47 protein-coding genes are annotated in these 26953 nt (G+C 70.7%); 7 read left to right on the top strand and 40 right to left on the bottom strand.

Features of this window, described 5'->3' with window-relative positions:
• From ACERZO_RS47850 to ACERZO_RS47840, 3 genes are read right to left on the bottom strand one after another with little or no spacing between them, the layout of a single operon-like run.
• Positions 1-504 carry a hypothetical protein gene (locus tag ACERZO_RS47850; RefSeq protein WP_372672673.1) on the bottom strand — a complete coding sequence of 168 codons (504 nt, stop codon included), beginning with the start codon at positions 502-504 and terminating at the stop codon, positions 1-3.
• Positions 501-890: a hypothetical protein gene (locus tag ACERZO_RS47845; RefSeq protein WP_372672671.1), complete on the bottom strand. Its 390-nt coding sequence runs from the start codon at positions 888-890 to the stop codon at positions 501-503. The genes ACERZO_RS47850 and ACERZO_RS47845 overlap by 4 nt, the downstream gene beginning before the upstream one ends.
• A gap of 14 nt (positions 891-904) precedes the next feature.
• Positions 905-1075: a hypothetical protein gene (locus ACERZO_RS47840; protein ID WP_372672670.1), complete on the bottom strand. Its 171-nt coding sequence runs from the start codon at positions 1073-1075 to the stop codon at positions 905-907.
• A gap of 229 nt (positions 1076-1304) precedes the next feature.
• Between ACERZO_RS47840 and ACERZO_RS47835 the strand changes: the two genes are divergently transcribed.
• The 3 genes from ACERZO_RS47835 (at position 1305) to ACERZO_RS47825 (ending at position 3077) form a co-directional block, all read left to right on the top strand.
• Positions 1305-1529 (top strand): hypothetical protein, encoded by a 225-nt coding sequence (locus ACERZO_RS47835; RefSeq protein WP_372672669.1) that lies wholly within the window; start codon positions 1305-1307, stop codon positions 1527-1529.
• A 281-nt stretch (positions 1530-1810) separates the two neighbouring features.
• Entirely contained in the window at positions 1811-2848 is a 1038-nt protein-coding gene (locus ACERZO_RS47830; RefSeq protein ID WP_372672668.1) for a hypothetical protein, read from the top strand.
• A gap of 61 nt (positions 2849-2909) precedes the next feature.
• The gene (locus ACERZO_RS47825) at positions 2910-3077 is read left to right on the top strand and encodes a hypothetical protein (RefSeq protein ID WP_372672667.1); all 168 of its coding nucleotides are present in this window, start codon (positions 2910-2912) and stop codon (positions 3075-3077) included.
• On the opposite strand, the gene ACERZO_RS47820 is transcribed toward ACERZO_RS47825, so the two are convergent.
• Both ACERZO_RS47820 and ACERZO_RS47815 read right to left on the bottom strand, forming a co-directional pair.
• Positions 3061-3315 (bottom strand): hypothetical protein, encoded by a 255-nt coding sequence (locus tag ACERZO_RS47820; protein ID WP_372672666.1) that lies wholly within the window; start codon positions 3313-3315, stop codon positions 3061-3063. The genes ACERZO_RS47825 and ACERZO_RS47820 overlap by 17 nt on opposite strands.
• Before the next feature lie 7 nt (positions 3316-3322).
• Positions 3323-3646 (bottom strand): DUF6247 family protein, encoded by a 324-nt coding sequence (locus tag ACERZO_RS47815; protein WP_372672665.1) that lies wholly within the window; start codon positions 3644-3646, stop codon positions 3323-3325.
• 49 nt (positions 3647-3695) lie between these two features.
• Here ACERZO_RS47815 and ACERZO_RS47810 point away from each other — a divergent pair, with 49 nt between their 5' ends.
• On the top strand, positions 3696-3893 hold the full coding sequence (locus ACERZO_RS47810; RefSeq protein ID WP_372672664.1) for a hypothetical protein: 198 nt from the start codon (positions 3696-3698) through the stop codon (positions 3891-3893).
• Here ACERZO_RS47810 and ACERZO_RS47805 read toward each other — a convergent pair.
• The 7 genes from ACERZO_RS47805 to ACERZO_RS47775 form a co-directional block, all read right to left on the bottom strand.
• On the bottom strand, positions 3890-4141 hold the full coding sequence (locus ACERZO_RS47805; protein ID WP_372672663.1) for a hypothetical protein: 252 nt from the start codon (positions 4139-4141) through the stop codon (positions 3890-3892). The genes ACERZO_RS47810 and ACERZO_RS47805 overlap by 4 nt on opposite strands.
• Positions 4138-4539, bottom strand: coding sequence for a hypothetical protein (locus ACERZO_RS47800; RefSeq protein WP_372672662.1), 402 nt, complete (start codon positions 4537-4539; stop codon positions 4138-4140). Before ACERZO_RS47800 ends, ACERZO_RS47805 begins: the two co-directional genes overlap by 4 nt.
• Positions 4536-5018, bottom strand: a complete 483-nt coding sequence (locus ACERZO_RS47795; RefSeq protein WP_372672661.1) for a hypothetical protein — start codon at positions 5016-5018, stop codon at positions 4536-4538. Before ACERZO_RS47795 ends, ACERZO_RS47800 begins: the two co-directional genes overlap by 4 nt.
• 12 nt (positions 5019-5030) lie before the next feature.
• On the bottom strand, positions 5031-5753 hold the full coding sequence (locus tag ACERZO_RS47790) for a hypothetical protein (RefSeq protein WP_372672660.1): 723 nt from the start codon (positions 5751-5753) through the stop codon (positions 5031-5033).
• Positions 5750-6448, bottom strand: coding sequence for a hypothetical protein (locus tag ACERZO_RS47785; RefSeq protein WP_372672659.1), 699 nt, complete (start codon positions 6446-6448; stop codon positions 5750-5752). The genes ACERZO_RS47790 and ACERZO_RS47785 overlap by 4 nt, the downstream gene beginning before the upstream one ends.
• 63 nt (positions 6449-6511) lie before the next feature.
• Complete coding sequence (locus tag ACERZO_RS47780; RefSeq protein WP_372672658.1) at positions 6512-6943, bottom strand: hypothetical protein; 432 nt, start codon at positions 6941-6943, stop codon at positions 6512-6514.
• Between the two features lie 86 nt (positions 6944-7029).
• Entirely contained in the window at positions 7030-7239 is a 210-nt protein-coding gene (locus tag ACERZO_RS47775; RefSeq protein WP_372672656.1) for a hypothetical protein, read from the bottom strand.
• 310 nt (positions 7240-7549) lie between these two features.
• Between ACERZO_RS47775 and ACERZO_RS47770 the strand changes: the two genes are divergently transcribed.
• On the top strand, positions 7550-7888 hold the full coding sequence (locus ACERZO_RS47770; RefSeq protein WP_372672655.1) for a hypothetical protein: 339 nt from the start codon (positions 7550-7552) through the stop codon (positions 7886-7888).
• Positions 7889-8064: 176 nt separating this feature from the next.
• Positions 8065-8226, top strand: coding sequence for a hypothetical protein (locus tag ACERZO_RS47765; RefSeq protein ID WP_372672654.1), 162 nt, complete (start codon positions 8065-8067; stop codon positions 8224-8226).
• 10 nt (positions 8227-8236) lie between these two features.
• Here ACERZO_RS47765 and ACERZO_RS47760 read toward each other — a convergent pair whose 3' ends face one another.
• The 28 genes from ACERZO_RS47760 to ACERZO_RS47625 form a co-directional block, all read right to left on the bottom strand.
• Positions 8237-8809 (bottom strand): hypothetical protein, encoded by a 573-nt coding sequence (locus ACERZO_RS47760; RefSeq protein ID WP_372672653.1) that lies wholly within the window; start codon positions 8807-8809, stop codon positions 8237-8239.
• Positions 8810-8823: 14 nt separating this feature from the next.
• On the bottom strand, positions 8824-9387 hold the full coding sequence (locus tag ACERZO_RS47755; protein ID WP_372672652.1) for a hypothetical protein: 564 nt from the start codon (positions 9385-9387) through the stop codon (positions 8824-8826).
• A gap of 80 nt (positions 9388-9467) precedes the next feature.
• A complete protein-coding gene (locus tag ACERZO_RS47750) occupies positions 9468-9806 on the bottom strand; it encodes a hypothetical protein (protein WP_372672651.1) in 339 nt (112 codons plus the stop codon).
• The gene (locus tag ACERZO_RS47745; protein ID WP_372672650.1) at positions 9803-10246 is read right to left on the bottom strand and encodes a hypothetical protein; all 444 of its coding nucleotides are present in this window, start codon (positions 10244-10246) and stop codon (positions 9803-9805) included. The genes ACERZO_RS47750 and ACERZO_RS47745 overlap by 4 nt, the downstream gene beginning before the upstream one ends.
• Positions 10243-10617 carry a hypothetical protein gene (locus tag ACERZO_RS47740; protein WP_372672649.1) on the bottom strand — a complete coding sequence of 125 codons (375 nt, stop codon included), beginning with the start codon at positions 10615-10617 and terminating at the stop codon, positions 10243-10245. Before ACERZO_RS47740 ends, ACERZO_RS47745 begins: the two co-directional genes overlap by 4 nt.
• Positions 10614-11273, bottom strand: coding sequence for a hypothetical protein (locus ACERZO_RS47735; RefSeq protein ID WP_372672647.1), 660 nt, complete (start codon positions 11271-11273; stop codon positions 10614-10616). The genes ACERZO_RS47740 and ACERZO_RS47735 overlap by 4 nt, the downstream gene beginning before the upstream one ends.
• Positions 11274-11398: 125 nt before the next feature.
• Positions 11399-11782, bottom strand: a complete 384-nt coding sequence (locus ACERZO_RS47730) for a hypothetical protein (protein ID WP_372672646.1) — start codon at positions 11780-11782, stop codon at positions 11399-11401.
• Complete coding sequence (locus ACERZO_RS47725) at positions 11779-12162, bottom strand: hypothetical protein (protein ID WP_372672644.1); 384 nt, start codon at positions 12160-12162, stop codon at positions 11779-11781. Before ACERZO_RS47725 ends, ACERZO_RS47730 begins: the two co-directional genes overlap by 4 nt.
• A 79-nt stretch (positions 12163-12241) precedes the next feature.
• Positions 12242-12562, bottom strand: coding sequence for a hypothetical protein (locus ACERZO_RS47720; protein WP_372672643.1), 321 nt, complete (start codon positions 12560-12562; stop codon positions 12242-12244).
• Positions 12563-12692: 130 nt separating this feature from the next.
• On the bottom strand, positions 12693-12863 hold the full coding sequence (locus ACERZO_RS47715; protein WP_372672642.1) for a hypothetical protein: 171 nt from the start codon (positions 12861-12863) through the stop codon (positions 12693-12695).
• Between the two features lie 39 nt (positions 12864-12902).
• Positions 12903-13343: a WhiB family transcriptional regulator gene (locus tag ACERZO_RS47710; RefSeq protein WP_372672641.1), complete on the bottom strand. Its 441-nt coding sequence runs from the start codon at positions 13341-13343 to the stop codon at positions 12903-12905.
• A gap of 217 nt (positions 13344-13560) precedes the next feature.
• A complete protein-coding gene (locus tag ACERZO_RS47705) occupies positions 13561-14022 on the bottom strand; it encodes a hypothetical protein (RefSeq protein ID WP_372672640.1) in 462 nt (153 codons plus the stop codon).
• 145 nt (positions 14023-14167) lie between these two features.
• On the bottom strand, positions 14168-14449 hold the full coding sequence (locus tag ACERZO_RS47700) for a hypothetical protein (protein WP_372672639.1): 282 nt from the start codon (positions 14447-14449) through the stop codon (positions 14168-14170).
• Positions 14443-14742: a hypothetical protein gene (locus tag ACERZO_RS47695; protein ID WP_372672638.1), complete on the bottom strand. Its 300-nt coding sequence runs from the start codon at positions 14740-14742 to the stop codon at positions 14443-14445. The genes ACERZO_RS47700 and ACERZO_RS47695 overlap by 7 nt, the downstream gene beginning before the upstream one ends.
• Positions 14743-15067: 325 nt before the next feature.
• Entirely contained in the window at positions 15068-15706 is a 639-nt protein-coding gene (locus ACERZO_RS47690) for a hypothetical protein (protein ID WP_372672637.1), read from the bottom strand.
• Between the two features lie 89 nt (positions 15707-15795).
• Positions 15796-16407, bottom strand: a complete 612-nt coding sequence (locus ACERZO_RS47685; RefSeq protein ID WP_372672636.1) for a hypothetical protein — start codon at positions 16405-16407, stop codon at positions 15796-15798.
• Between the two features lie 106 nt (positions 16408-16513).
• Positions 16514-16960: a hypothetical protein gene (locus ACERZO_RS47680; RefSeq protein WP_372672635.1), complete on the bottom strand. Its 447-nt coding sequence runs from the start codon at positions 16958-16960 to the stop codon at positions 16514-16516.
• Positions 16961-17177: 217 nt separating this feature from the next.
• The gene (locus ACERZO_RS47675) at positions 17178-17576 is read right to left on the bottom strand and encodes a hypothetical protein (RefSeq protein WP_372672634.1); all 399 of its coding nucleotides are present in this window, start codon (positions 17574-17576) and stop codon (positions 17178-17180) included.
• Positions 17577-17635: 59 nt separating this feature from the next.
• Positions 17636-18205, bottom strand: coding sequence for a hypothetical protein (locus tag ACERZO_RS47670; RefSeq protein ID WP_372672633.1), 570 nt, complete (start codon positions 18203-18205; stop codon positions 17636-17638).
• A gap of 91 nt (positions 18206-18296) precedes the next feature.
• Positions 18297-18557, bottom strand: a complete 261-nt coding sequence (locus tag ACERZO_RS47665; protein WP_372672632.1) for a hypothetical protein — start codon at positions 18555-18557, stop codon at positions 18297-18299.
• An 84-nt stretch (positions 18558-18641) separates the two neighbouring features.
• Positions 18642-19397, bottom strand: a complete 756-nt coding sequence (locus ACERZO_RS47660) for a hypothetical protein (protein ID WP_372672631.1) — start codon at positions 19395-19397, stop codon at positions 18642-18644.
• Positions 19398-19620: 223 nt separating this feature from the next.
• Positions 19621-21111, bottom strand: coding sequence for a DUF3560 domain-containing protein (locus tag ACERZO_RS47655; RefSeq protein WP_372672630.1), 1491 nt, complete (start codon positions 21109-21111; stop codon positions 19621-19623).
• Between the two features lie 34 nt (positions 21112-21145).
• Positions 21146-21697 (bottom strand): hypothetical protein, encoded by a 552-nt coding sequence (locus ACERZO_RS47650; RefSeq protein ID WP_372672629.1) that lies wholly within the window; start codon positions 21695-21697, stop codon positions 21146-21148.
• Between the two features lie 142 nt (positions 21698-21839).
• A complete protein-coding gene (locus tag ACERZO_RS47645; protein WP_372672628.1) occupies positions 21840-22346 on the bottom strand; it encodes a hypothetical protein in 507 nt (168 codons plus the stop codon).
• Positions 22347-22483: 137 nt separating this feature from the next.
• Complete coding sequence (locus ACERZO_RS47640) at positions 22484-23020, bottom strand: hypothetical protein (RefSeq protein ID WP_372672627.1); 537 nt, start codon at positions 23018-23020, stop codon at positions 22484-22486.
• Positions 23021-23168: 148 nt separating this feature from the next.
• Positions 23169-23870, bottom strand: coding sequence for a hypothetical protein (locus ACERZO_RS47635; RefSeq protein WP_372672626.1), 702 nt, complete (start codon positions 23868-23870; stop codon positions 23169-23171).
• A gap of 74 nt (positions 23871-23944) precedes the next feature.
• Positions 23945-25246, bottom strand: coding sequence for a DUF6248 family natural product biosynthesis protein (locus ACERZO_RS47630; protein ID WP_372672625.1), 1302 nt, complete (start codon positions 25244-25246; stop codon positions 23945-23947).
• A gap of 222 nt (positions 25247-25468) precedes the next feature.
• Complete coding sequence (locus ACERZO_RS47625; RefSeq protein ID WP_372672624.1) at positions 25469-25897, bottom strand: hypothetical protein; 429 nt, start codon at positions 25895-25897, stop codon at positions 25469-25471.
• Positions 25898-26130: 233 nt separating this feature from the next.
• Here ACERZO_RS47625 and ACERZO_RS47620 point away from each other — a divergent pair, with 233 nt between their 5' ends.
• A complete protein-coding gene (locus tag ACERZO_RS47620; RefSeq protein ID WP_372672623.1) occupies positions 26131-26937 on the top strand; it encodes a hypothetical protein in 807 nt (268 codons plus the stop codon).
• Positions 26938-26953: the final 16 nt, after the last annotated feature.

Here is a 26953-nt window from a genome sequence, read left to right as displayed (position 1 = left end):
TTATGCGCTCGCGCCTGGTGCGCGGAAGACCGGCAAGGTGCCGTACTGGGTGACCTCGGTGAAACCCTGGCGCAGGTGCAGATCGGCCAGCAGCGGCCGGGCCCTGTACCCGATGGCCTTTTCACTGTCGAGGATGCTGCTCTCCAGGAGTCGGATCGCGTACTCGAACAGCTCGATCTCCGTGTCGAAGATCGGGCAGAACTCCGGGACGGCGTGCACTGCCGCGGCTGCGCCCATCCGGCGGCTCAATTCCCGCGCGATCTCGTCGGGCCGGCAGTCGGCGCGCTCGCCGGTGGCGCCGAGCATCGTCTGCGCGGCACGGAGCACGCGGACCACGTCCTCGCCCTCGTCGGCCGCGATGGGCGCCGAGGTGCCGTTCGCGCCGGCCTGGCCGGGTTCGCCGACGACGCTGGTCATGGCGCGCTGGTTCCGCGCCTCCCGCTCGCGGCGGTGCTGCTCGGCGGCCGAGGCCTTGCCGCTCAGCTCGAAGCCGAAGATCTTCACTCGCTTCCTTCCTGGCTTGGATCGATCGGTCGGGGGTGCTCGAATGCCCGCGACGAGTGCTCTGGTCCGAGCGCGCGGTGGCAACTCCAGCAGAGGTCGTTGTCGTCGAAGGTGTCGACGATCTCGTGATCGCCCGTCACGCCGTCGAAGTACACGAGCGGCGCGCGGCCGCAGAGCGTCGGCACGGGTTTGCGGGTGAAGCTCAGTGCGGCCTGGAGCTTCGCCTCCTCGTCGAGGTCGTCTATCGGCACCGTCTCGGGCTTGATGTTGGGATCGTGCGGCACGGCGACGTGCACGCGGCCCCGGTGGCGGTGCCGGACGAACTCCAGCTCGATGTCGCTGCGGCTGGCCAGCAGGTCGTGAACGACGCCCACGGGGGTGTTCACCTCCTCTTGTCGGGTTACGCGGTCAGGACGATGGTGGTGACGCCTCCGGCGAGCGCGAGCACGCCGAGCGCGAGGATCGGGAGCAGCCGCCGCAGAGCGCGGCGGCGGACACCCATGATCACGCCCCACACGAGCACCGCGGCGTACGCCGACACGGCGATGATCTGTCCTGTCCACACCGTCATGGTGTGCGTCCCCTCGTCCGTAACAGTGTTCGGATACTCAGTTCATAATACAGATTATGTACTGAATCTGGAAGATTCCGGAGCCGCAATGGTCGCTACCGGTTAAGGTGCGTCCACAGCCGGATCGCATCACCGAGCGAGCCGCCCCCCAAGCAGGGATGATTCATGATCAAGTCCGGTTAACGCGTACGTCGCGGCCGTGTTGGGGTTGGGCACCCTCGCCGCCGTAGTGCGACTGACCACGATGGCCCAAGCACTGTGGTTCCTCCGCTGGTTGATCAAGACCGGCGCCGAGAACGAGCGAGTACTGCGGCTCGTCCTCCCGATTCTCAAAGCCCTGCCTGGCCTGCTCCGCGAAGACAGCCGCTGGGCCGCCTCCCTCCGACAGCTGCTCCCCCGGCCTCCGGAGGCCGGCGACGAGGACAGCGCGGACGGGGGTGATGCGCCCCGCTGATCTTCGCCCGGCGCGGCCCCCGTATCGAGCCGCGCCGGGCTCCCCTCCCCGTGTGGGTTCACTGTGGGACGACGCGCGTGAAACTGTCGGTGGCTCCTGCCATACTTGGCGCGGCCGTTGCGCTGGCCAGAGTCCGAGCATCATGCGATCGCCCACGCCGGTCGAGATGCGCCAGAGGACCGAAGGGGCTCCGACTCGCGCCAGCTTGACGCTGCGCTGGTTGTCGACTCCCGACCCGGGCGGGCTGCGTGGGAGCCCGTCGTAGAGACGAGAGATCGACCGTGACCGCGAACAAGAGGCTCAAGCGCGACGCCCGCGCGTACGCCGCCAAAGCTGGAACCTCCCACACCCGGGCGACCTTCGCCGTCCGCCGCCGACCGGCCGTGCAGGTCGCCAGCGGCATGACCATCGACGAAGACTTCGGGCTCCTGGGCAAGGTTGAGCAGACCGACGATGGCTGGCTGATCACCCCGATCCGCAACGCCGAGGCGTGGACCCCCTTGAAGCCGCTGGTCCCGGTCGAGCACCCGGACCCGGCAACCTGGGACTCGGTCGTCACCGAGCTGCCGCCGCTGGCCGTCTTCGGAGTGCACAACCCGCCATTCCGGCTCGCCGCGCGATGCTGGACCTGGGCCGCGACCGGCTGGGCGATGAACGACCCGGGCGAGATCGCCGACGCGCCCGCGGTGCCGCAGCCCGCCGCTGAACTGCCCTACGAAGTCCGCGAGTTCACCGTCCTTGACCTGGACGGCGTGCTCTCCGGGGGCTGGCACGGCGTCATGCCGCACTGGCGAACGGTCGGCTGGTGCGACGATCTCGACCGCGCCCGGGAAGTCGCAGCCGCGGGCATCCGCTGGAAGGACGGCGCGGTCATGCGCGCGCAGGTCTGGGGCCCCGACCCGACCGATCCGGCCAGGCGAAGCGTGCTGGACACCGTCGATCCCCCCGCCGGGCAACGGCCGGACCGCCCGCATCGCCCGTTCCGCACCCTGCCCGACCTGCCACGCCCGAAGTGCGCGCCACCGACCCCGGAACCCGCCTGGACGGTCGACGAGCGAGACGCGCCGCAGTACGCGGTGCGATCCTGGCGCCCGGACGCCGGCTGGCAGCTGATGCTCTGGACCTCCAGCCGCCAAGCCGCGGCGATCACGACGTCCAACCTGTGCATCGGCATCGACGACCACCCGTACCCGTACGGCGACGTCTGGGGCCCCGGCTGGCGCCCAGGCGAACCGTCGCGCGTGCTGATGGACCTCGAACCGGAACGCGTCTATGGCGAGGAATCAGGCGACTACCGGCCGGACGAACCGGCCTTTTAGACCGCTGGCGTGCGACATAAGTGCGACAGCAACCGGCCAGTTCCGTGCGACGCTCGAAGACATGACCACACCCGAGCACCCGGAGATCGCCGCGATGCGCACGGCCTACCTCGCGCTGGCCGGCCTCGACGAGACGCGACGCCGCCGGGCGGTGCGCTGGTTGCTGTCGCGCCTCGCCGACGACGAGACCGCCGAGCGGGCGGCCGCCGAGCTCAGCCGAGCCAGGTGACGTCGAGGACGTCGACGCGCTCCTGGTCCTCCAGCACCAGGTAGGTGACCAGGCCGCGGCCGCTGGCGAACTCCAGCATCCGCATGGGGCTCTTCGGCTTGGCCAGGTTGTAGGGCGGCCCGGTCAGCGGGGCCAGCTCGAGGAGGTCGTACACGGCGGCCAGCTCGGGCAGGACGTCGTCGGGGAGCGTGCGGATCTGGCCGAGGACGCGCGGGTCCGTCTCGATGCGGTACGCCACCAGGGTTCTACCGGCGGAGCAGGGCCCGGACGTCGGCGAGCGGCACAGCGCCGGCGGGCGGCTCGCCGGTGGCCAGGGTGCGCTCGGCCTGCTGGAGCATCGCGCGGTGCGCGGCCGGGTCGGCGATCGTCTGCCGGGCGATGCGGCGCCAGCTGGCCAGCGTCTCGAAGACGTCGGTCAGGTCCAGCTTCTCCCCCGCGTCGGCCAGCGCCTGCTTGTACGCGGCGTCAAACTCGCCGCGCTCTTCCGGCAGGAGGGCGTCCCGGATGGCCCGGGGCGAGTCCAGCTCGCCAGGCTCGTGGTGCTCGGGGTGGTGCGCGGCCGCGGTCACCCGCTCACCATAGCCGGTCCCGGCGGGCCCCAGGGTTACCGTCGAGCCCATGAGCACGCCGAACAGCACCGATCCTGCCGCCGACACGGTGTGCCCGGGGTGCCACGACGGCGACTTCCCCGACTTCGACCACTTCGTGGAAGCGCGCGAGATCGCGCCGGAGGACGTCGGCGCTGCCTTCGGCGCGTGGCTGAACCTCACGGCGGGCTGGGACGGCGACCAGGACCAGGTCGCGCCAGGCCGCTAGCGGCGCTCACGGGCCGGGCGGAAGTGCAGCGTCACCGGCCGGTCGCGATCCGGGCCGGAGTCCATGCCCGCCAGCGTGGCCACGACCTTCCCCAAGCAGCCCTGGCACAGCTCGTGCGGCGGCCGCCGCGGCTCGCCGGCGTCGTCGAGCAACTCGACGTCGGCGTCGAACTCCCGGCAGCCGACGCAGTCGTTGCGGGCGTGCGGGTACGGAAGCACCGGCTCGCCAGCCTGGCGCGGGATGGTCACCGCGAGTTCTTCTCGAAGTTGAGGATGACCTCGCCGCCTCGCGGGTCGTCGACGAACATCAGCTTCAGCTGGTCGAGCAGCGGCGCGAACATCTCCGGCCCGAACGCGGCGAAGGCCGGGGAATGCTTGACGATTCCTTGGATGCCGCGGATCAGCTGCATCGCGGCGAACGGTCCGATCGGCACTTCGGCGCGTTCTCCCGCCTTCTCCCGCCGGATCAACTTCCGCAGCTCGTCGTCCGGAATGACGTCCGGCTGGGGGCCGTTCTGGGTGACGTACCAGACGATGCCCGGCATCATCGCCCGCGTGAACGGCCCGACCACGAGCGTCAGGCGTTCTCCTGCAGTCTCGCGAGCGCGCAGCGCGACGGCGTACGCCGTCCGCTCCTCGGGTGTCACCCGCCGCTCCCCCGCAGCCGCTGGCCGGGGCCGAGCTGAGCCTTGCGGAACTGGTCGACGGCGCTGTGCTCAAGCTGCGCATAGCCGAGGAAGTCGGCGAGGCCGGCGAAGTCGCCGCGGTCGAGGTAACCGTGGCACTCGTTGCAGGCGACCCAGCCGTTGCCGAGCAGCGGCCCCAGGTCGAAGAGCACTTCGACCCCGCCGAGTTCGGACGCCAGCGTCGACTTGGTCGGGTAGTACCAGGCTGGCGGGTGTTGCTCGGGGGCGCGCTCGCAGAAGTCGCACACCTTGCTCAGGCCGGCAGGGACGTCGCCCGGCTGCTGCGGCGCCGCGGGCAGCCCGAGCGCGGCGAGGAGATCAGCCTCGGTGCGCTGGGGCTCCGGCTGGATGTTGCCGAGCGGGTGAGGCGGTGTCGTACGCGGCGCCGCCCGGTACTGGCGCGGGGTGCCGTCGTGGTCCGGGAACCTGAAGCTGTTCATCGTGCTTCCCGGTCAGCAGTAGTCGGTGTTGAGGTGGCTGGAGGTCGAGTACAGCACGCGGTAGCAGGCGCGGAAGTCGTCCTGGGCCAGGCTCTTCGGCTGGAGCCACTGGTCGGCGATCTTCGCCCAGCCGTCCGCGCCGTGCTGCTCGTCGGCGAAGCTGGCCACGATGTCGGCCAGGTTCTCGGCGACCTCGGTGTAGCCCTCGTCGCTGGCTGTCCAACGGCGTAGTACGGCTGCTATCCGGTCCCGGGCGGCGACGTCGACGCGCTTCGGGTTCGGGCCGGTGGCGCGCATCTCGTCCACGGGCGTGGAGTCCTTGTACGGCCACAGGTTGAGGCCATTGCCGAACACCACGATCGAGGTCAGGCCTACCGACTCCCAGGAGCCCGGCCGACCGGCCATGAGGGTGCGCTGGGCGTAGTCCCAGGAGTTCCCGCTGCTGTCGCGTTCGCGGGCTTCGTGGAAGACCTGTTCGAGCGCGGACGCGAGGCTGGTGATCATCTTGCGCCCCGCTGCGGCGAACGCGGCGTGCAGCTCGTCGACGTCCTCCTTGCGCGGCGGGACAACCGGGCGAGATCCGCCGGCCTCGTGCTCGATGTCGACCAACGCCTTCTCCACGTGGCCCGCCTGCTCGTCGAACCGCCAGTACCGGTCGGTGTCCGGGACGGACAGCCACCCGCGGTTCTGCCCGTCGACGATGCGGTACGCGAACTCGGTCTGCGGCTCGGTCATTTCGCCTCCAGGGCAACGTGTTCGGCGCGAACGTACACCGGCGTCGTGGTGATCTGGCCGGGGTTCTCGTTGCCATGAACGGCCACCACGCCCGGCTCGGGGTCGTCGCCGACGTCGGGCAGCGTGCCGAGGTAGACGACGCGGCCTTCCTCCACGGGCTCTTCGGTGGTGAAGCCGCCGCCGAAGACGGGGTACGTGACGCCGCCGGCCTGGCCGGGCCCGGGGCCCTTGGCCTGGACCTCGCCGCGGCGGTGGACGTCGTCGAGGCCTTCGATGGTGCAGGCGACCCACCACTTCGTCGTGGTGTAGCCGGGGCTTGTGCTCTTCGGGCGTCCGGGCGACAGCTCCCGGGCGCCGCCGAGGGCGCGGTAGCGCTGGCTCATCGTCTGCCGGGTGATGCCCTGCCGCTCGGCGAGCGAGGTGAGGGTGGCGCCGCGGTCGAGCGCGCCTTCGATCAGCTGTAACTCGATCCGGTCGAGCTGGCCTCGCTCCCTCGGCAGCAGCAGCAGGCCGGCTTCGCAGGCTTCCCGGCTGACCTCCTCGGGCTGGGGGAGGTTCATCAGCGCGCGGAACTCCGGGTTGGCGCCGGTGGCGGCCGCGCCGAGGTTCCGGAGGGCGTCGATGGTCGCGTGTGGGGTTCCGAGCGGCGGCCGGAACGGGCCGAGCTGGTCTTCGGGGTCGCTTTGGACGGTCACGACGGCCAGCTTGCTCCACCTTCACGAAAAACGCAGTAATCGACTGACAATCTACGGAGAGGTTCACCCATTCGCGCGCCTCTCGACGGTGGCGAGCACCCGCTTCAGCGAAACCGCGTCCGCGCCGGCCTCGTCCAGGTACGCGGCGAGTTCGTCATGCCCCTCGGCGGGCAACCAGCCCTGCCGCATCCCGGCGGTGAGCTTGGACATCATCGAGACCTGGCGCAGCGTCTCCGGCGCGAAACTGCTCCTCGCCAGCCCGACGTACACCTCGGCCAACTCGGGGTCGCCCGCGGTCTGCGCGTCGACGCTCTGCCGGAACAGGATCAGGGCCATCATGAAGTCCCGGTCCATGTCGGCCTCGGCCGCGAGGTGGTCAACGATCTTCAGCGCGGGGCTGAGGTCGCCGGTCTCACGGGCCTGCTCGATGGCGGCGCCCAGCGCGGTGCCCTGGCGGACTTCGTACACGTCGGGGAGATCGATCGGCGTATCCACCTGGCCAAGTCTTCCGGGTCGCGCTGGTCGGGCGCATCGCCCGACCGGTCGTGTCCTGTTTTCGTCAACTATTCGACCAGCCATGGCTACTTCGCCAGGCCGGCGCCCGGTCCCCCGCCGAAGATCTTCCCCGCCACCTCCGGGTAGCCGAGGACGAGCGCGAGCACGGCGACCAGGAGCGCGGCGAGGATGCCGATCAGCCACGGCGAGGGCTTCTCGCCCCAGATGCGCCGGAGGACGGCAGCGCCCAGCAGCGCAAGCACGCCGATGACGACGACGGCCTTGATCAGTTCCACGGGATGGCCCACTTTCTTCACGCGGGCAGGCCGGCGACCTGCTCTCGTGCCTTGGTAGGAGACGCGCGACGTCTGGCAGGCCGTCGCGGTTGCGGTAGCCGAACAATGCATCGGCCGTTTGAGGAAGGCTGGGCCCCTGCCTTCCTTGCCGCGGACTCTTACACCGTCACGCTGCGTTGCGGTTTCAGTGTCGGGCACACTCTCCGCGTCTCCCGACGCCGACAACAACGGCCATTCGTACGCTCTCGGGCACGAGCTGCGAAAACTCCCGGATTTGCCACTCGGCAGACTGGAATGCATTATCGAACGCGTGTTCGAGAACGATCCGCGGTTCGAGTGGACGCGCGAGGCCGTGCGCCCGAAAGACCCGCCGGTCGACGTCGAGGCCGACATGACCCTGGTCCTGCCGCCCCGGCGGATGCGCTGGGGCAAGGACACGCCGATCTGGGTGCGCGCAGCCGGCGTCGGTGGCGGCTGGGCACCCGGGCGCCTGGTCGAGCAGTTCCTCACGGTCTCCGGGGACTGGTGGTGCGTCGTCGAGCTGCAGCTGGTGTCCCAGAACGGGAAGACGAAGATCGACCTGCGGATGCCCGTGGACCCGGAGATGCTCCGCGAAGCGGAGCCCGGCGATGCGCCGCAGCCGGAGTGACTTCCCGCGCTGGCCTGTCCGCGCGCATCAGCACGGCGCACGGCCAGGCCGGCGATGTCGCCCGGTCGCGGCCGCGGGCACCTCGGCACACGATGATCAGGTGCCCGAATACGACTTCGCCCCCGCTGAGCAGCGCTTCATCGAGCGCTGCGCGAAGGCGCGGGTGCCGGTGAACGTTGTCGAGTACCAGCTGGATCTGGGCCGCTTTCGACCTCCGCGAGCGGCACTCGTCGACGGGCCGGGCGCGGGACGTGCACGCGCTGGCGTGGCGCCGGATCCGCGACGCCAGCTACGGCCGCCGCTCCCCCGCCCGGGAGCCGTACGCCGGGTACGCGTGAAGCGGCGGCGTTACGAGAACCAGGACAGCACGGTGGGCGTGATCGCGTTGACGACGATGCCGGACAGGAACGCGAGCACGAGGGCAGCCCACCAGTAGATCAATGCCGACCGGCCTTGTCGCTTGAACTGCCTGCCGATCAGGTCTTCGACGGCCTTGGCCTGCTCCGCCTTGAGCGACGCCAGCTGCTCGTACCGGTCGGCGTCCGCCTCGGCCTGTTCAAGCAGCGTCGTTCGGGTGGCGAGGTCGTCTTCGAGCGCGCGCAGCAGCGTGCTGGTGCGCGTGAGGTGCTCCTTGACCTCGATGATCCTGTCTCGGTAAGTCACCTCGCTGCGTCCCGCAGCGCGCCGGTTTTCCCGAGCGGCGGAGTACACCCCGCCTGCGGCGGCCATAAACAGGAATACCGAAGCGCCGACCTGGAACCAGGTCGAGGCCTGGGGAGCGCCGAACTTGACGATGTCCCTCGCCAGCGCCGCAAGCATGAAGGAGGAGGCGATCGCGACCGTAATTACGGCAAGGATGGCAAACGGCGACCTCCGGAAGCGGGGACGCTGGCGCGGTCCAGACGTGCGCTCGGCAGACATCAGCTCAGCTTCGTCTACCGGAGCGGGAACGGGTTGCGGGGGTCGCGGTTGACCTGGACGGCGATCTCGGCTACCTCGGCGGCCCCGGCGGCGTCGAACGTCGCGTAGACGGTGTTCATGCGCGTCATCCCAACGGCCCGAGGGTCGTGCATGGTGAGCATCCAGCCGCCGGTGCCGTCGATGGCGATGACCAGCTGGGCGTCGCCATCGCGCCCCATGCGCGGGCTGGTGTCGACGCGAGGGAGAGCCAGCGTCCACTCCGCCGGGCGCTCGGCGGTGACGCCGTGGTTCGCGGCGAGCGCGTTCTCCGCGTGCTGGAGCAGCGCGATCACGGCCGCCGCGGTCTCGGGCTTCTTGTAGTACCGGTCCTGGCGCCACAGGACATCCACGGCAGCAGCAGGCAGGTTGGCGACGTTGTCCCATTCGCTCGGCGCGACGCCGTGCCGCTGGCCGGCCTCCAGCAGCTCGCCCAGCAGCGAGGCTGCCTCCTTCAGGTAGGTCGGGCCGTACCAGCCTGCGTTCCTGCTGGCGGCCTTGGTGACGTCGGCGAGCAGCTGCGTGTCGACGGTGGTGGACATCCGGTTCCTCTTCTCGGTCGGTGGTCAGAGTCCGCCGTGCTGGTACAGGGCGTCGCGTGGCGCGGCGAAGGTGTTACGAGTCAGTGGCGGACAGCGGCGCTCTCCAACAGCAGGCCGGCCAGGTTCTCGGCGTGTGCCTGGAACTCCTCACCGCGGTCGCGGCGAAGCGCGGCTTCTTCGAGCAGGCAGGCCAGTGGCTCGGCGACGTCCGGCGAGAGGAGCAGCAGGTAGTCGTTCACGGCTTCGTACTGCGCGGCGTGCGTCTCGATCAGCACGGTGGGCCGTTCCCGGTCGTTGACGATCACGGGGTCGCCGAGGACTCCCGTGCGGCTGGGGACCCACTTGCCGGGCGGCACAGCCGCCGCGCGGCCGCGGAGCAGCCGGGCGGCGGCGCGAAGCTCGTCGGTCGGATTGGTCACCGGGCTCTCCCTCCGAGGGACGTGACGGGCGACGCGAAGACGTAGCCGCCGGGAACGCACTGTTTCGGCGCCGGGTCGGCGAGGCGCACCCAGTCGGAGGCCGGCAGCCGCAGGTGCGCCTCCCCCGCGTCGGGTTCGGTGAAGACGTACACGACGCCTTCGTCCGCGTCCGGCACGAACACGTCGCTCACCCGTTCCCGGATGCCTGCGGGCAGCTGGCCGGACGCGGCCTCGGTGATGATGTCGCGCTCGCGGAGGCTGAGCACGGGCACCCACTGACCCGGCCGGGCGGCGGCGCGGGTGGTGTAGCGGCGCGCGGCGCGGGCTCGGTGGTGGCGGCGGGCCCGCGCGGTGGCGCGGTCGAGCCGGTGCAGCAGCTGGGCGTACCAGCCGTGGTCGATGACGGGGTTGTGGCGAGGGCGGTCGGTCAGGGCCTTCACGTCGTCTCCTCCGCTTCGGCTGTCTCGGCGGCCTTCCGTGCCTCGGTGCGCATCTTGCTCAGGGCTTGGCGGGTGACGCCGAGCTTGTCGGCGACGGGCTGGAGGCTGCCGGCCTCGGCGATCCACGTGTCGATCAGCGCCAGGCGGGCGTTGACGATGACGCGGTGGGCGGCCTTCTCGACGTCGAGCAGCGCGGCGAAGTCGTCGTACTTCGGGGCGGCCGGGTCGAACGGCACGTCGTCGGTGAGCTTGAGGGTGCGGATGAGGGCGGCGGCCTGGCGGAGCGCGGGGTTCGTCGGCATGGGCGAAGCGTCCAGCACGGCCGCCAGGTCGTCAACTGCGGGGTTGACGGGCGGGGCGAAGGTGGTCACAGCGTCGCTCCGGTGAGGGTGGGCGTGTGGCGGCGGGCGCGGCCGAGGAAGAACCGGCGGGCTGCGCGCTCGCGGTGGTCGATGCTGCGTTCGGTCAGCTCGAGGAGACAGCGCCCCGCGGTGTCGACGTCCCCGGCGGCGGTGCCCGGGTCGGCCGGGGTGATGTCGAGCGTGGCCGCGATGTCGTCGAGGCCGGCCAGCTGGTCGGGCGCGGTGGCGAGGACACCGCAGGCGAAGCTGGTGAGGTCGAGCAGCCGGGAGTGCCACGGCTCGTTGGTGGGGAAGTCGCTCCCCCACTGCGGGCGCTGATGGGCGGGGACGAGGCTGTACTGGCGGGTGAGGAGCCGGGCGACGCGGGTGGGGTCGACGGCGGCGAGGGTGTTGTCGTACAGCTGGCCTTCGAGCCGGATCAGCGCGGCGTGGTCGAGGTCCTGGTCCTGCTCGGCGAGGCCACGTTCGACGTAGCGGAGCGCGCGCAGGGCTTGCGGGTCGCCGAGGTCGGTGACGAGGCGGACGTTGTGCTTGACGAGGAAGTCGCCGCGCGCGCCGGTGGTGAGGTTCCACCAGGCGAATTCGACGGGCACGTAGCCGAGGACGTTGAAGTCGTCGCCGGACGTCTTGACGTCGACGACCACGACGTTGCGGTGTCGGGGCATTGCTGGCCTCCTGGTGGGCGGCTGCGGGGCCTGCCGGCTGCGGGCGGGCCGTGAGTCGGTCGGGATGGTGCACCCCGGTCCCGCCACGCGAGGGGCGCGCGGAACCGGGGTGCTGGGCGGGCGGGTCAGTGCGGGTCGTCGAGGCCGAGCGTGTCCCGGACGGCCTCTTCCAGGTCAAGGCCGAGGGTTTCGCGGACGACGTCGGCCAGGTGGAGCACGGTCGTGACGTGGGCGATGGCGCGGGCCTCGTCGTCGCCGATGGCTTCCCCGATCTCGCCGAGGTGGAGGTTGGCGCGTTCGTCCTGGGCGGGGAACGCCAGGTAGATGCCGAACGGCGGGCAGAGGTCGAGGATGGTGTCGCTGGCCGGGTGCGTGTACCGGATGTTGCCGGTGGGGTCGTGGTACGTGCGGGTGAAGCCGCGCGCGGCGAGCAGCGGGGTCAGCTGGGTGTCGAGCTGCTTCCGGCTGGCGGTCCTCGCCCGGATCGAGTCCAGGTACTCGCGGCTCATGCGACGGCTCCGTGCTGCGCGTCGGCCTTGATGGCGTCTTCGACGGTGAACTCGGCGACGAGGGTGCGGGCGAGGAACACGATCGGCGCGACGTCCGGGGCCGTCAGGGGCAGGCCGCGCGTCGAGTGGCCGAGGCGGATGTGGTGGAAGTTCTGGCGGGACGTGGTTCCGCGCCCAGCGACGTAGAAGCCGAGCGACGCGCCGGAAAGGTCGATGACGATGGTGGTGCGGGTGGCGTCGTGCTGAATGCAGCGGGGGGCGTCGTCGTCGGTGCGGGGCTGGTCGGCGAAGCCGTGCGGGGCGAGCGCGGCCGCGATGTCGTCGGCGAGCTGGTCGAGGTGGGCACGCCGGTTGGCGACGGTGTTCGGGTGGTCTTTCACGGGGTGCTCCCGGGGTGTGGGCGGTTGGGTGGTGTGGGTGGGCCCGCGCCGGCCTGGGCCGTGCGCGGGCCCAGTGCGGCTAGCGGGGCGGCAGTCCGGCGCGCTTGCGGCTCTCCTGCAGCGAGACCGCGTTGACGACGTCGCGGACGATCTCGGGGACGGCGTAGCCGTCGAGGTATTTCAGGGCGGCGAGGCGGCTGGCCTCGGTGTGCGCGACCTGGTCGGGGAAGTCGACGTGCGCGTACTCGCGGGTGATGACGAGGGTGATGCGGTTCGCCTGGTGGCGAATGGGGCCGCGCCACCAGGTGCGGCGGAAGCCGATGTGGCGGAGTCGGCGCCAGGCGGTGGCGCGGATCTTGCGGGATTGGCCCTCGGCGGGGAAGTCGATGCGTGTGGTCAACGGGTTCTCCGTGGTCTCTCGTGTGTTGCTGACGGAGAGGACGTTACTCGCATCGGCTTTGCTTGTCAACCTTTCGGTTGACAGGGACCGCCCCCGGGGTGGCCGCCCGTTTGACGGCCACCCCGGGCGGTCAGCGGAGGTGGGGACCCGGGCCGTAGAGGCGGAAGTCGGGGCGCTCGTCCAGCTCCTGCCGGGACTGCGCGTGCGGCGCGCACATCGGGTCACCGGCGTAGACGGTGGTGGCCTTGCTGGAGCAGGCGGTGCAGGTCTGCGGCTTGTCGGTGTTGGTGTTGGCGGCCATGGGTTCCTCCGGTCTCGTGCGTTGCTGACAGGGAGGACGTTACTCGTGCTCGCCACAGCTGTCAACCCCCCGGTTGACAGCCGCTTCGGTGAGCGCTGCCTGGCCGTCGAGGCGCGCGGCCGTCGCCTGCACGACCTGGCGCCGCTCCCGGGCCGCCTCCTCGGCGGCGAGACGCTTCTTGCGCAGCTTCTCCCGCTCCCCCGCCGTCACCCCGCCCCACGTGCCGAACCGCTCGTCTGCGGCCCACGCGGACGCGAAGCACTCGGGGCGCACCGAGCAGCCGGTGCAGATCCGGCGTGAGGCCGCGTGGGCGTGGCGGACGTCGCCCATCTTCGGGAAGAACGCGTCCGGCCCGACCTCGGCGCAGGCGGCGTCGCGGCGCCAGTGCTCGTCGGCCAGACGGGCGAGCTTCGGGGTGAGCGCGGCCAGCTCGGCGCGCAGCGTCAGCTCCCGGGCGTCGTCGGTGGGCAGGCTGGTCACGGTGTCCCCCTTGGACGGTTGGCCGCGCGGCGCGCGGTGGTGTCCCGAGTGGAGCAGGTGGGCCCGCCACCGTGAGGCCGGCGAGACGCCCGCGGCCTGATTGCCCGCTGGCCGGCCTTCCCGGGGTGCCCGGGATGCAGGCCCGGCGGTGCCGGCCTCGGCCGCCCTGGGCGAAGCAGGACCGGCCCCGCCCGGGGTTGGGCGGGGCCGGTTGGTGTCACCAGGCGGTCAGGGAGGCGTCGTAGATGTGCACGCGCTTGGCGGGGCGGGTGGTCTGGAGCAGCTGGGCCCACCGTTCGGTGACGTCGTGGTAGCTGTCGACCAGGGCGCCGATGTCGATGGGCGTCTCGTCGCCCTCGGCGTGTCCGAGCGCGGCCGCGACCTTCCACAGCGGGAAGGGTTCGAGGACGTACTGGTCGTTGTCGACGGAGTACTCGATCTCGACGTTCTGGTCTCGGGGTGTGCGTTCGATGCCTGCGGCGTACTCGACGGGGATGGCGGCCAGCCGCTGGGCTTCGTCGGCGGGTAGGCGGCGCGCGCGGAAGGTGGTGGTTCCCGGGTGGAGCTGTTCGACGACGTGGTGGAGGTCGGCGAAGTCTCCGGCGGAGACGTAGATCTTGGGGTAGCCGCCGAAGTCGGCGCCGGTCACCTCGTACAGGCGGGTGGTGTCGGTGTGCACGTTGGGGTCCCTTCGGGGGGCCTGGTGGCCCGCTGGCGTGTCTGCACGGCCGGGCGGGCGGGTTGGTGCCGCCGGGGCGGCTGGGGGCGTTCTGGGGCCGTTCAGGGGCGCCGGCCTCGGTGGGCGACGGCGCCCCTGAACGGGGTCATCGAGGGGCGGGGATGGCGCGTCGGGCGATGTGGAGCAGGGCGGCGGTGTAGTCGAGCAACGACCTCGAGCTGAGGCCCCGGTCGTACTCGGCGAGCAGCGCCCGGTTGCTCTCGTCGGGGTGCAGGTACACCAGCTGGTTGAGCAGGTCGTGGTGCTCGTCCTGTTCGGCGCGGGTGAGCGCGGCGAGCGGGTGGCCGGTGGTGGGGCGTCCGGCCCGGTCGTTGAGCTCGGCGAGTCGAGCGACGACCGGGCGGACGTCCGTGGTGGCGGTCAGCACTGGCCGTCGCAGAGGAACAGGCCGGGGGTGCCGCGCCACTCGTAGCCGCCGATACCGGCGATCTGGACGCCCGCGTTGCCGGGCGCGTCGTAGAAGTGGACGAGGTGGCCGAGGTAGTCAAGGCCGTTGAGGAACCCGTTCCACACGTCGAGTCCCCAGCCGCCGATGGTGCTCGGGAGCTGCGCGTAGAAGTTGATGACGTTGGCCCCGAGCGGGGTGAGCATGGCGAGGGTGATGACGACTGCGGTCACGGCGATCGTGGCGGCGACGGGGATGGCGAGGTGCGTGCGCATCGGGGGTTCCTTCGGTTGTGCGTTGCTGACAGAGAGGACATTACTCGCACCATGCAGGGTTGTCAACCCACCAGTTGACAGCGCACCCGGCGCGCCCCGTGAAGGCCCATCCCTCTATGAAGGCCCAACCGCCCGCCAGGGGCACATGGGATCTCCGGCCGCTCGACGGCCCGCTGACGGGTCTTCGACCACTCGGCGGGACAGAGGCCGGCGGAAGCGGGAAGGCCGGCCAGCGGGCGACCAGGCCCGCGGTCTCCACTCCCCCGGAAACCAGGCAGCACGCGGCCCCCGCCGGACTGGTCGCTCGACGGGGGCCGCGCGTGGCTCACTCGCTGACGAGCAGCTGGCGCCTCTCCGGCTGGATCGCGTCGAGCGCGTCGTCGACGAGCTTGGCGGCCAGGCGGGTGCACGCACGCGGAATGCGGACGGCGGCACCCTCGGCGACCCCGGGGGGCGCGGCGAGCATCAGGGCGGACACGACCAGCTGGGCGGCCGGGACGATGGCGTCACCGGCGATCCGGAAGACCTGCGGGCCGGTGCTGGGGCTCTCGACGACGAGGACCTTCGGGGTGCAGGCGTCGTCGCCCGGGTTGCAGGCGATGACGGTCTCGCCGACACGGGCGAGCAGGACCCCCTCGGCGATGCCCCACGCGACGTTGATGGCGAGGCCTTCGGGCAGCTCGTCGATCTCGGGCAGGGCGTACACCGGCTCGGCGGCCAGGACGAGCGCGGCCGCGACCAGGCGGAGGGTGTCCTTCATGTCGTCGAGGTCGACGGTGAAGCTGACGGGGCCTTCGTCGGGGAGGCAGATTGTGAGCAGCGGCTCCTCGTTGCCGAAGGGTGCGACGGTGGCGACGATCAGGATGTCGCCGACGTGCACGCCCTGGTAGCTGCCGTACTCGTTGGTCCAGTCGGCGCGGTCGGCGAGTTCGATGGGAAGGGCTGCGATCTCGGGGAGGTTCATCGGGGTTCCCTTCGGCTTTGCGTTGCTGACGGAGAGGACGTTACTCGCACTGCCAGGGGGTGTCAACTGGTCAGTTGCAAGGCGTGGCATCAGCCCCAGTGCTCGACGACGGCCTGGCGCCCCAGTGCACCGAGCATCAGGTCCTCCGCCATCAGGCTCAGCAGGTAGTGCTCGGACACCGAGCGATCCTCGTCCGCGCGCCCGTTTGCGAGGACGATCGCAGCCGCGACCATCCGAGCGGCCGACTCGACGTCGCCGTCGTGCGCGCGGAGCTGGCGCCGTTCGTGCGGCGTGTCGATGACGAGAAGGGCGGGCTGCTCACCCGGGGGCTCGGGGTTGCATACGATCAGCGCGTCGCCGACAGCGGCCCACAGGATGTCGACCCCTCGTCCCCAGGAGCGGCACCAGTTGAGAGTGTCGGCGAGGTGGCGGGGCAGCTCGCGGACGTCGGGCAGACTGGTAGGCGCCTGGGCTTCCCGGGCGCGGCGCTCGATCTCGGCGGCCGCCGCCTCCTGCTCGTAGTAGGTGTCGCAGCAGATCGGGTCGTAGACGCCCGTGGGGCTTTCGCCGTTCCAGTCGTGGGCGAAGGCGAGGTGCAAGGTGCGGCCGTGCGTCGGGACGGCGAAGACCTCGCCGATCGTCTCGCCGTCGTTGGTGTAGGTGGTGCGGAAGATCTGCACGGTGGTGGTGGTCGATTCCACGTCGGTGTCCTTTCGGGCCTGGTGGCCCGCTGCGGGGCCTTCGGGGGGTGGCGGAGTGACGGGCCCGGCGGCCGCCGGCTGGTCGCTCGGCGGCCGCCCGGGTTGGTCAGACGTGGCGGCGGCGCGCACCGGCGGACAGCTCCGGGCCGTCCGACTCCTCCCACTGGTCGAAGGCCACCCGGTAGAGGTCGGTGCCGAGCGCCTGGTGGGCCATGCCGAGGCCGGTCGTGTGCCCGTGGCGGCGAATAAGGGCGCGCATCCACTCGACGGCGGTGGCGACCGGGTCGGCCGAGAAGCGCAGGGCCGCGATGGCGAGGAACGCGAGTTCGCGAGCGACGTGCGCCTCCCCCTCGGCGAGCAGGTGCAGCGGGGCCGCCATCTCCGGGTGGACGACGATCACGCGGCGGCCGCCGAGCTCGAACCCGACCGTCCAGCCGTCGACGGTGGTGATCGAGCAGTGGATGCCGTCGAGCTGGAAGAAGTCGAAGTCGCCGGAGATGGCGAGGCCGGTCGCGAAGTCCTGGTCGAAGCGGGCGATCTCGGGGAAGTTCATCGGGACTCCTTCGGGTCTGTATTGCTGACAGGGAGGACGTTAGTAGCACTCGCAGGGTTGTGTCAACCCATGAGTTGACGGGTTCTGGTGGCCCGCTGAGCGTCCTTGGCGGCGAATCGGGGCGGAGGCCGGCGGCCGCGGTGCAGGTCGCTCAGCGGGCAATCAGGCGGCGGAGACGGGCGCCGGCCTCAGCTCGCAGGTGGAACGAGGGGCGAGGTCAGCAGTAGGCGATCTCGCCGCGGCTCGGGACGGTGACCGGGCGGCCGCAGGCGTCGCACTCGAATCGCTGGTGCTCGATGTGGACGTCCTGGAGGTCGACGCCGATCTCGCCGTCGCCGGAGGCGCAGACCGCGTTTCGGCGCACGCACGCGTCCACTTCCACGATCCTGTCGACGGCGGTGCAGTGCGGGCAGGCCAGCGCCTCCTTGTCCGCGTCGTACGTAGCCTCGGCGATCGCGTCCGACTTGCGGGCGGCGTAGGCGTCGAGAATCTGCTGTGCGCGCGTCGCGTCGAACGCGCGTCGGATGGTCTTCCTGGCTTCCGTGGCGCCGAGTTCGGCGACGCACAGGCCGTAGGCCTTGGTGAGGAAGTCGAGTTCGCGGATGGGGTCGGACACAGCTGGGGTCCTTTCGGGACGACGGGGCGGCCCCGGCCGGCTGCCCGGGGCGCGGGTGGTCAGGCGGCGACGGCCTCGCCGTAGTTGCGGTCGACGTTCTTGGCCATCTCGATGTCCCGGGCGCGGCCGAGCATGTGGGCCATGTACTCGCGCCAGGTGATCCGGCCGTTCGCGTAGAACCACGACTTGAGCTCGGGGGACGCGTGCTTGCGGATCCGCGACGCCGGGCCGCAGAAGAGCGTGCGAGCGTCGACCCCGGCGGCCTGGGCTTCCTTGGTGAGCAGGTGGCCCCGGCAGTCGGTTTCGGCCTGCGCGAAGCGACGGTCAGCGTCTTCGGTGAACAGGCGGTCGACGGTCTGCTCCAGGGTCTCCCCGGGCAGTTTCTGGGCGCGGACGAACGCGGCGCGCTCTTCCTGGGCCAGCTGGTCGGCGTCGAGTCCGTGAGCGTCGGCGTAGGCGTCGCGGTACTCCCAGCCCTGGGCGACGAGTTCGGCGATGCGGGCCTCGGTGGCTTCGCGGCGCTCGATCTCGGCGAGGATGGCGGACGTGACGGCTTCACTCTTGGCGTTGGCCAGCTTGGCGAACAGCTGGTCGTCGGTGAGCTTGGTGAAGTTCGGCGTCTTGGCCATGGCTGGTGTCCCTCGGTGTTCGGTGTGCGTTGCTGACAGAGAGGACGTTAGTTGCACGCATCCTCGCTGTCAACCCCTCAGTTGACACTGGTTACGCGTCGAGATGATTCGCCAGGTCAGCGACGTGCGCCTGCGCGGATTCGAGGCTCGGGAACGGCTCCGGCTCGTCGTCGATTCCCTTCGGGTCGAGCGTCCAGACGCCGTCGACCTTGGCCAGGCGGTACTCGACGCTGTACTCGGTGCAGGGCTCCCAGTCGCCGTCGAGGGTGCGGGTCTCCCCCTGCCGCGGAGTGAGGGTGACGTACTCGGTGTCGCTGATGCGGGTCCACACGGGAGCGATGGCGGTCTGCATGGCTTCTCTCCGGTCTTCGGGAGTGGTCGAGAGTGGGAGGCCGGCCGGGCGGGGTCAGCTCCCGCTCCGGCCGGCCTGGGCCGGTCAGAACAGGGCGAGCGCGGGCTCGGGGGCGGTGGCGACGAACCCGAAGCCGGTCTCGGGGGTGCCTTCGGTGAGTGCGAGTCCGAACAGGCCGCCGTCGTGGGCGGGCAGCAGCTCCGGCGCGGTGCCCAGCTCGGCGACGTCCGGCGCGGCAGCGGGGGCAGGCAGCTCCTCGGCGGCGGGCTCGGCGTCCACGGTGAACGCGTCGGTGGCGACGGTCCACCCGCGCTTCTCGGCCTCGGCGAGGGCGACGGCGTACGCGGCGGCGTAGATCGGCTCGGTGCGCTCCTCGTCCAGTCCGGCGAACTCGGCGGCGGTCAGGTAGCCGTGGAACGCGCCGTAGGCGGTGGTGATCGCGGTGGGCCACGCCTGGATGAGGATGCCGACGACCTTGTCGGACTCGGCGACCAGGACCGCGCCGTCCTCAATGGAGTCGTTGGACTGCGACGCGTTGTAGGCCGCGCCGGTGTCGTAGAACTCCCAGACCATCGGGGCCAGCTGCGGCGCGACGTCGGCGACCGGCTCGACGTCGGCGCGCTCGGCGGCGTTGGCGGCGGCCTGCTCGACCTCCTCGACGATGGCTTCCTGAGCGTGAACGCGTGACTCGAAGAGGTCCCACGCCTCGCCGTTCAGCTCGACGTCCCACATGCGGCCGGACCGGAACAGGTAGAACTCGCCGATCGCGGTCTGCGCGACGTAGTCGCCCATGTCGTTGCGGGTGAACTCGACAGTGGCGGTGGTGTCGGTGCTGGTCATTGGGTTCTCCCGGTTCGGCCGTGTGTTGCTGACAGAGAGGACATTAGTTGCACTCGTGGGGTGGTGTCAACCAGTGAGTTGACACGAGTTTTTCGGAGCCCTGCGCGGCCGAGGACGGGCCTGTGCCGGCTGCGGGGTGACGGGCCCGGGGGCGGGGCGAAGGTCGGCCAGCGGGGACGCAGGGGCGCCGGCCTCGCCCGGGTGGGGCGAGGCCGGCGGGCGGTCACTCGGCGGCGGCCGCCGCGCGCTCCGCGCGGAGGGCCTCGATGCGGGCCTTGGTAGCGGCGGCGCGCTCGGCGTCTTCCTTCTCCCGGGCGGCCTTCGCGGCGGCCCACTCCTCGTCGCGCTTCTTCTTCTCGGCCTTCTGCTGGGCGACGCGGGCCTTGTGGTCGGCCTCGACCTTCGCCCAGTGCTCGGCCTCTTCCGGGGTGGCTTCCCGGACCTGCGTGGCCTGCTCGATCTGCACCGTGTTGGTCCATCCGTACTCGGAGCGAACCGTCACGGTCTTCTTGTTCACCCGGACGATGGGGCTCCAGCCGCCCCAGTAGCGGAGCATCTGGCCAGGCTTCATGGCGTCGCGGTCCGCTATCGCGAACTTGCCGGAGGCCTTCGAGGCGGCCAACCGCTGGCGGTCGTACTCCAGCTCCTGCTCGATGTACGGGACCCGCTCCAGGAGGTTTTCCCGGTACTTGCCGGTCGCGGGCTTGCTCTCCGAGACCATGTAGACGGTCTTGCCGTCGGCGCCGAGGTGCCGCCGGGTGTAGCCGTCGAGTTCGCGCCGGATGCTGCGCAGGTCGGCCTCCAGCTTGTCGATCTTCCGCTGGATCTTCGCGGGCGACTCGTGCTCGACGGCGAGGTTGGCCTGGGTGACGGCGGCCGCGCGGGCGGCGTACCCGGCCTTGTCCAGCGCCTCGACCTCCTTCCGCATCGCGGTGTGCATCCGCTCCTGCGCCTTGCGGGCGCTCCGCTCGGAGTGGTGACCCACGAGAATCGGCTGGCCCATGTCGAACCGCTCGGACAGCTGGTCATGCCGCGCGCGGTAGCTGTCCGCCGTGGACAGGTGCCGTTCGGCCCGTTCTTCGAGCCGTTCGGCGCGTTCCTCCAGGCGCTCGCGCCGGTCGGCGACGGCCTGGGCGTGGTCGCGCGGGGTGTTGTTGACCGACACCCACACGCTGAACCCGGCGGCGCGCAGGACCTCGGCGGACCTCTCGATGGTGTAGTGCTTGGCCGGCTTGTCGCGGGACATGTGGATGTACAGGGTCCCGCCGGGCAGGCCGGAGTTGCGGCGCGCGGTCTTCCAGTAGTGCCCGGCGTCGCGCAGCGCCTGCCAGCTGCCGTCGCCCTTGACGGACCCGAACAGGAGGGTGCCGTCTTCGGGGGTGTGCACGATCTGGATGTCGTACTTCTGCTCGGCCTCCTCGAACGTCAGCTCCGGCTCGGCGGCCACAGCCGGCTCCGGCTGGCCGGCCTCGACGGGAGCGGACCCCTCGGGAGCGGCGGCGGGAGCGTTCCGCGCGGCGTCGACGTCGAGCGGGCTGGGCGGCGGGGTGCACGGCATCGGCTCGAGCTGGATGGCCTGGACGTCGAGCCCCATGCGGCCCGCGGCGTCGGCCTGGTCGGTGAGCACGATGTCGAACAGGGCGACGGCTTCGCCGGGGTGGACCTTGCCGAGTTCGAACATCTCGGCCGGGCGGGTGGTGGTCTTCGTGGACATGGCGGGGGATCTCCTGGCGCGCGGGGTGGCTGGGCTACTTGACGTGGGCGGGCAGGTCGGCGTAGGCGATCGGCTGGACCCCACCGGCGAGCAGGTCCATGTCCTCTCGCGCGTTCCGGGTCTCCACCCAGGGGCTGTTCGGGTAGTGGAGCCAGGTGACCTCGCCGGCCTGCTCGCCGGGCTTGACGCGCCAGACCAGCTGGCCCGACCAGTTCGAGCTTTCGGCGAAGTACTCGTAGGTCGCGGCGTTGCGCTTGCGGCGGATCAGCTCGGCGTACCGCTCGGCGCGGGGCTCGCCGAGGTAGAAGCCGCGGAGCAGGCCGCCCGGCCGCTCCGGCAGAAGGAGGCGCCGGTGGTAGTCGGCGAAGCTCATCGGCTCGCCGTCCCGGCTGACGTGCGTTTCGACCCAGTAACGGCAGTGGGAGCAGACGCCCGCCGCGGTGTCCGGGTACGGGACGGCGTGCGGGGCGACGCCGAGGAAGAAGTCCGTGCCGCCCGCGGTGATGAGGTCCCACTGCTCGTTGAGCCGCCACGCTTCCGCTTCCTGTGCTTCGTCGGCGGGGGTGTTGTTGTCCATGTCGACCACGGGATTTCCTTCGCTAGTGCGTTGCTGACAGAGAGGACATTAGTAGCACTCGCCGAACGGTGTCAACCCGTGAGTTGACACCGCTGGGAACGCGGCGACGCCAGACCCGATCCGAGCCCGGCGTCGCGAGTGGCACTACTGGTCAGGCGGGTTCGGAGTAGTCGTGGAGCGGGATGGGACCAGACTGTCCGGCGATCTGCGACCAGCGGCTGTCGGGCGACCACAGGAAGGCGTTGCCGAAGCCGTACGGGAGGTTTCCCGGGCCGAGCTCGTCGACGGGCAGGGCACGCAGATTGCGGGGGCCGCCGTCGAGCACGACGGGCGGAGTTTTGCCGCAAGGAACGTTGATCCGCAGGTGGGCGGGCACGCCGGGGCCGGTGATGACGACGCGTTCGTGCCGCGCGAGTCGGTGCACGGGCCAGTGCGCGCAGCCGGCCCGGTAGATCGCGGCGGGGAAGCCCTGGAAGTCGGCGATCGCGGCGTCTCCGGGGATTCCGATGCGGCCAGGGATGACCAGGCAGGGGATGCCGTTGGTCTCGTAGGCCCTAGCGAACGCCTCGACAGCGGCCGGGTCTGCGGGGTGACTGATGGGGCCGATGTGCCCGAGGGCGTCGGGCCCGGGGTCGGTGGGTACGACGTAGAGAGGCATTGCGGTTCCTCACTGTGCGTGTTGCTGACAGTGAGGACATTACTTGCGAAGATCTCGCGTGTCAACTCTATAGTTGACAGACGAGAAGGCCCCCGCGCCGAGGAAGGTACGCGGGGACCGGACTCGGAGGCAGAGGCTCAGCCGAGGCTGTGGTGCGTGCGGGAGATCAGCCGGACTCCGAAGGGCAGGGCGGCATGCTCGACGAGGTCGGGGGCGCCATGCATCCAGGAGATCCGCCAGCGGCCGCGCACGAGCGAGACGTTCTGAACGAGGCCGCGCGGGCTCCAGCCCACGACGCGGGAGATCCCCCGCGGGTCGACGTCGACGCCGGGCAGCTGGATCACGTCGAGGGGCCGGACGAGGTCGAGCGGGATTCGCTGCTGGTCGTCGCCGGGGATGCTCTTCAGCGGGGGGATCGTGGATCCGGCGAGCCGGGAGGCAACCGTGAGCAGCAGGTAGCTTTCGGTGTACTCGGCGGTGATCCGGCGGTCGCCGGTGACGCGCTTGTCCAGGCGGGGCAGGTCGTCCAAGACGTCCTGGTACTCGGCGGCGTTCGCGGTGCGCGGCGCGGCGATGGTCGTGATGACGGTGGCGTCGCTCATCTGCGTCTGCACCTTGCGCGCGGCGAGGCCGGCGCAGCGGAGCCGGTGGCGCACCAAGCCGTTCTGTCGCATCGTGACGGGTTTTGTCGTGACAGGCTTTTTCCTGACGGACATGGGTTCCTCCCGTGGAATGTTGCTGACAGAGAGGACGTTACGCACAAGCATGGCCCGTGTCAACAGGGCGGTTGACACGGGCCCTCCAGGGCTCGATCGGGTGCGGCTACGGCTTGGTGGCCCAGATGGCGACGGTGCGCACGGAGGTGCCGGAGATGGCGAACGCGTCGTCCGGGAGGTCGTAGTGTCCGCCGTGCTGGGCGACGAGCGCGCGGATCTCGCGGTGTCTGCGGTCCTCGCGGAAGGTGAAGCCGCCGGGGACGACGGCGACGAGCGTGCCGCCGGTGACGAGCGAGTCCCATGCTTTGCGTACGTGGTCGATCCAGATGGTGCGGTTGCCGGGAACGGAGAACGGCGGGTTCATCAGCACGCCGTCGAACGCGAGGGTCGCGCCGTCCGGCTGGCTGTACACGTGCGGGCCGTAGTTCTCGAAGGTCATGCGCTTGACGTCGGTGCGGTAGTGCTTGTCGATGTGATCGGCCAGGCCGTGCTCCGGCTCGATCGCGGTGATGTGGTAGTTGCGCGGGTGGAACGCGTCTTGCATGGCGCGCACGAGGTTGCCGTTTCCGGCGGACGGTTCGAGCAGGAGCGGCCCGTCGCTGCGGACGTTGTCGGCCAGCAGCTCGGCCAGCTCGGCGGCGAGCTCGGGCGGGGTCGGGTAGAAGTTGGTGCGCTGCCGGTTCTCGCGGCCGCCGACCGCGGTCGCGAGTGCGACGGCTTTGTCGGCGGCCGCGGTGGCGGCGGCGTGGTCACCTTCGGCTTCGGCGCGGCGGGCCTGGACGCGGAGCATTAGCGCGGTGGGGCGCATCGGTGTCCTCACTTCGGTAGTGCGTTGCTGACAGCGAGGACGTTACTAGTAGCGTTTCCGCTGGTCAAGGGGGCCTAACCGAACAGGGAAAGCTGCTCCACTTTGGCTTTCGGCCTCGGCGCGGGAGCCTGGGCCACCTTGGGCGCCGGGAGCGCCGGCCTGGTGCGGCGCTTCGCCTTCCGCTTCTTCTTCGGCGGCTTGTGCCCGCACTCGCAGGGGCAGGACCAGCGGCACACGCGGTCGGCGAGCCAGACCTCGGCGCCGTTGATCACGGTCCCGTCCTTGCGGGTGATCCAGGTTTCGCTGCTGCGTTGCGGCGTCGCATCCGGCTTGGCGAACTGGCATTCCTCGTGCCCGTCGTTGCTCGCGCAGTGGCCGGTGACGCCGTATTGGCAGGCGCATCGCAGGTGGAACTTCGGCGCGCTGGCGTGGACGGCGCGCAGCTGCTTGGGCCACACGGTGTCGCGGATCCAGGCCGCGTCCTCTTCGGACATCGGCGGCCGCGGCTGGTGGGCGCGCTCCAGCACGGCGACGTCGGCGGCGGCGACGCCGACCTGAACGTGGTCCAGCCGGTAGCGAGACTGGCGTGAGCGGTCGTAGATCAGGTGCAGGTCCAGGAGGCGCCCTTTGGGCCGGTCGTGCGCCCAGAGCACTTCGCACCGGCCGTGCTCGGGGTGCTCGACGACGTCGCCGACGTTGGGCCCCTCGGGTAGCCAGGCCGGCGGGGAGACCTGCTGGATCGTCTTCATGGCCTCGGGGTCGCGCAGTGGCTTCCAGTGCTCGGGCAGGCAACTGCGGTCGAGCTTGTCCGCGATCTCGTTGACGGTTTCGTAGAACCAACGCTGGGGTTCCCAGTACATCGCGCCGTAGGCGGAGGCGACGCGGACGCCGTTGACCTTGATCCGCACTTCGTTGGGCTGGCCGTCGACGAACACTTCGTCGGCGTCGATGGCGTAGCCCTTGTACTGATTGAGGGTCGTCCGGTCGTACGGGATCTCTTCGTGGTGCTCGACGCAGTCGCAGCTGCAGGTGAATTTGCAGACGCGGTCGGCGAGCCAGACGGGGACGTCGGAGCGGTCGCGGAGTTCGCCGGTGTAGCGGTCGTGGAACTGGCCGAAGCCGGGGAGCTTCGCCGGGGTTTCGCCGTCCGCGCGGAGAATCTTGGTTTCCGGCGAGTCCCAGGTGTCCTCCGGGTGGCAGTGCTTGTGCATCCCGTTCTCGCAGTGCCAGCTGGTGTCGAGCTGACACCGGCAGGCGTTGAGGTTGCCGCCGCGCTTGGCGGCCTGCCGGTATGCGGCGCGGAGTTTCCGGGGCCACACCTTGTCGCGGATCCACGCCGCGTCCTCTTCGGACATCGGCGGTAGAGGTTCGAGCATGTCACTCTCCCGTGCGTGTTGCTGACGGAGAGGACATTACTTGCTCTCGGCTCGTGGGGTCAACCCGATGGTTGACAGGTCGGCGCCTGCCGGCCAGCCCCACCCCTGCAGGGGTCTCCAGCTGCACGACGAGGTGCCGAAGATCCGGGCCCCGGGAGCGAATCTCTACGGGAGCGAACCCCTGGTGTCCATTCGGGAGCGAACCGCGCCGGGGCCTGCGGGTCAGGCGCCAGCTTTCGCGGCCGCGGTCATCAGGGTCAGCTGTTGGTAGGTGGTGAGCAGCACGGTCGTGAGCGCGGTGCGCGCGGCACGGCTGAGGGTGCGGTCCTGGCCGATGGCGAGCATCGCGACGGTGATGGGGTCCTGGCCGAGCTCATCGTCGCCGGGTTCGGGCTCGTCGCCGGTGATGTACTGGGCGATGTCGAGGCGTCCCCAGCGGCAGAGGGCGGCGAGGCCGTCCGCGGCCGGGGCGGCGCCGTGCTTCATGCGGCTGAGCAGGGCAGTGGAGACGCCGGTGGCCTTGGCGACGTCGACCCAGCCCATGCCGCGGGCGAGGCGAACGGTGTCGAGGGCTGCGTGGAAGCCATCCGCGTCGAAGCGGCGATTGCCCACCTTGGACCCCCCTGCCGTGCAGGTCACCGCCTTGATCACGGTGACACGAGCGGAAGCTACGCGCGGGCCCCGCCACGTTGCCGGTGACAGGTAGCGGGATCGGCCGGCGAAGTAGTATCGTCCTCGCCGTAAGCAACTTGATTCGGGAGGTTTCCGCAGCCGCGGAGACAGGTCGGGCCCGCCACAAGGTGGCGGGCCCGGACTCCTGTCGAACCCCAAAATGTGACGTTGTCAGCAACACACCCGAGGAACCTGAGAGGAGTGAGCCGAGTATGGCACAGACGGAGAGCGCCATCGACGAGAGCATCCCGAAGCTGTGGAACATCCACGGCCTCGCCGACAAGTCTGGCGTTGCGCGAACGACGGTGTCGGACCTGTACCGGGCCGGCCTGCTCCCCGGCTTCCAGGTCAACGCGCGCCTGGCGGTCTTCCGCGACAGCGCGCTCAAGCGGCTGCGGCGCAACCTGACGCCGAGCCACCCGAAGTCGGACCCCCGTCTACCCGAGCTCGTCACCACCGCGTGGGTCGCCGAGGATTGCGGGGTGTCGATCTCGGCGATCGACGCGCGATACCGGGCCGGGAAGCTTCCTGGTGTCTCGCTGGGCAGGTACACGCTGTTTCGGCGGCAGCTGGTCGAGCAGGGCGGCGGGCCGGGTGACCGCGACGATCCGATGCGCGACCCGAAGATCCCGGACCTGGTGACCCGGGAGGGCGCCGCGGAGATCCTGGGCATGAATCCGCGCGAAGTCCTGACCTGGTTCCACTTCGGCCGCATCCCCGGCGCCCAGTGCGACCTTGGCGCCGGGGAGGGGCGCAGCGTGCTGGTGTTCCGGGAGTCGACCATGCACCAGCTGGACCCGGCGGAGATCACCGCGAGCGCTCCAGCTCGTGACCACGACATCCCGGACCTGGTGACGGGCTCCGAGGCCGGCGAGATCCTGGGCGTCAACGTCACGAAGGTCTTGCGGATGCACCGGGCCGGCGAGCTGCCCGGCCGGGACGTGATCGGCAAGGCCGGCGATTCCCAGCGCACGGTGTACCGCCGGGACGTCGTCGAGAAGATCGCTTCCGGGAGGTAACCGCAGGCGAACGCCA

It is taken from the genome of Amycolatopsis kentuckyensis, from assembly GCF_041679295.1.
In the GTDB taxonomy this organism is placed as follows: Bacteria; Actinomycetota; Actinomycetes; order Mycobacteriales; family Pseudonocardiaceae; genus Amycolatopsis; species Amycolatopsis kentuckyensis_A.
This window is presented reverse-complemented; position numbering and strand designations above follow the sequence as displayed.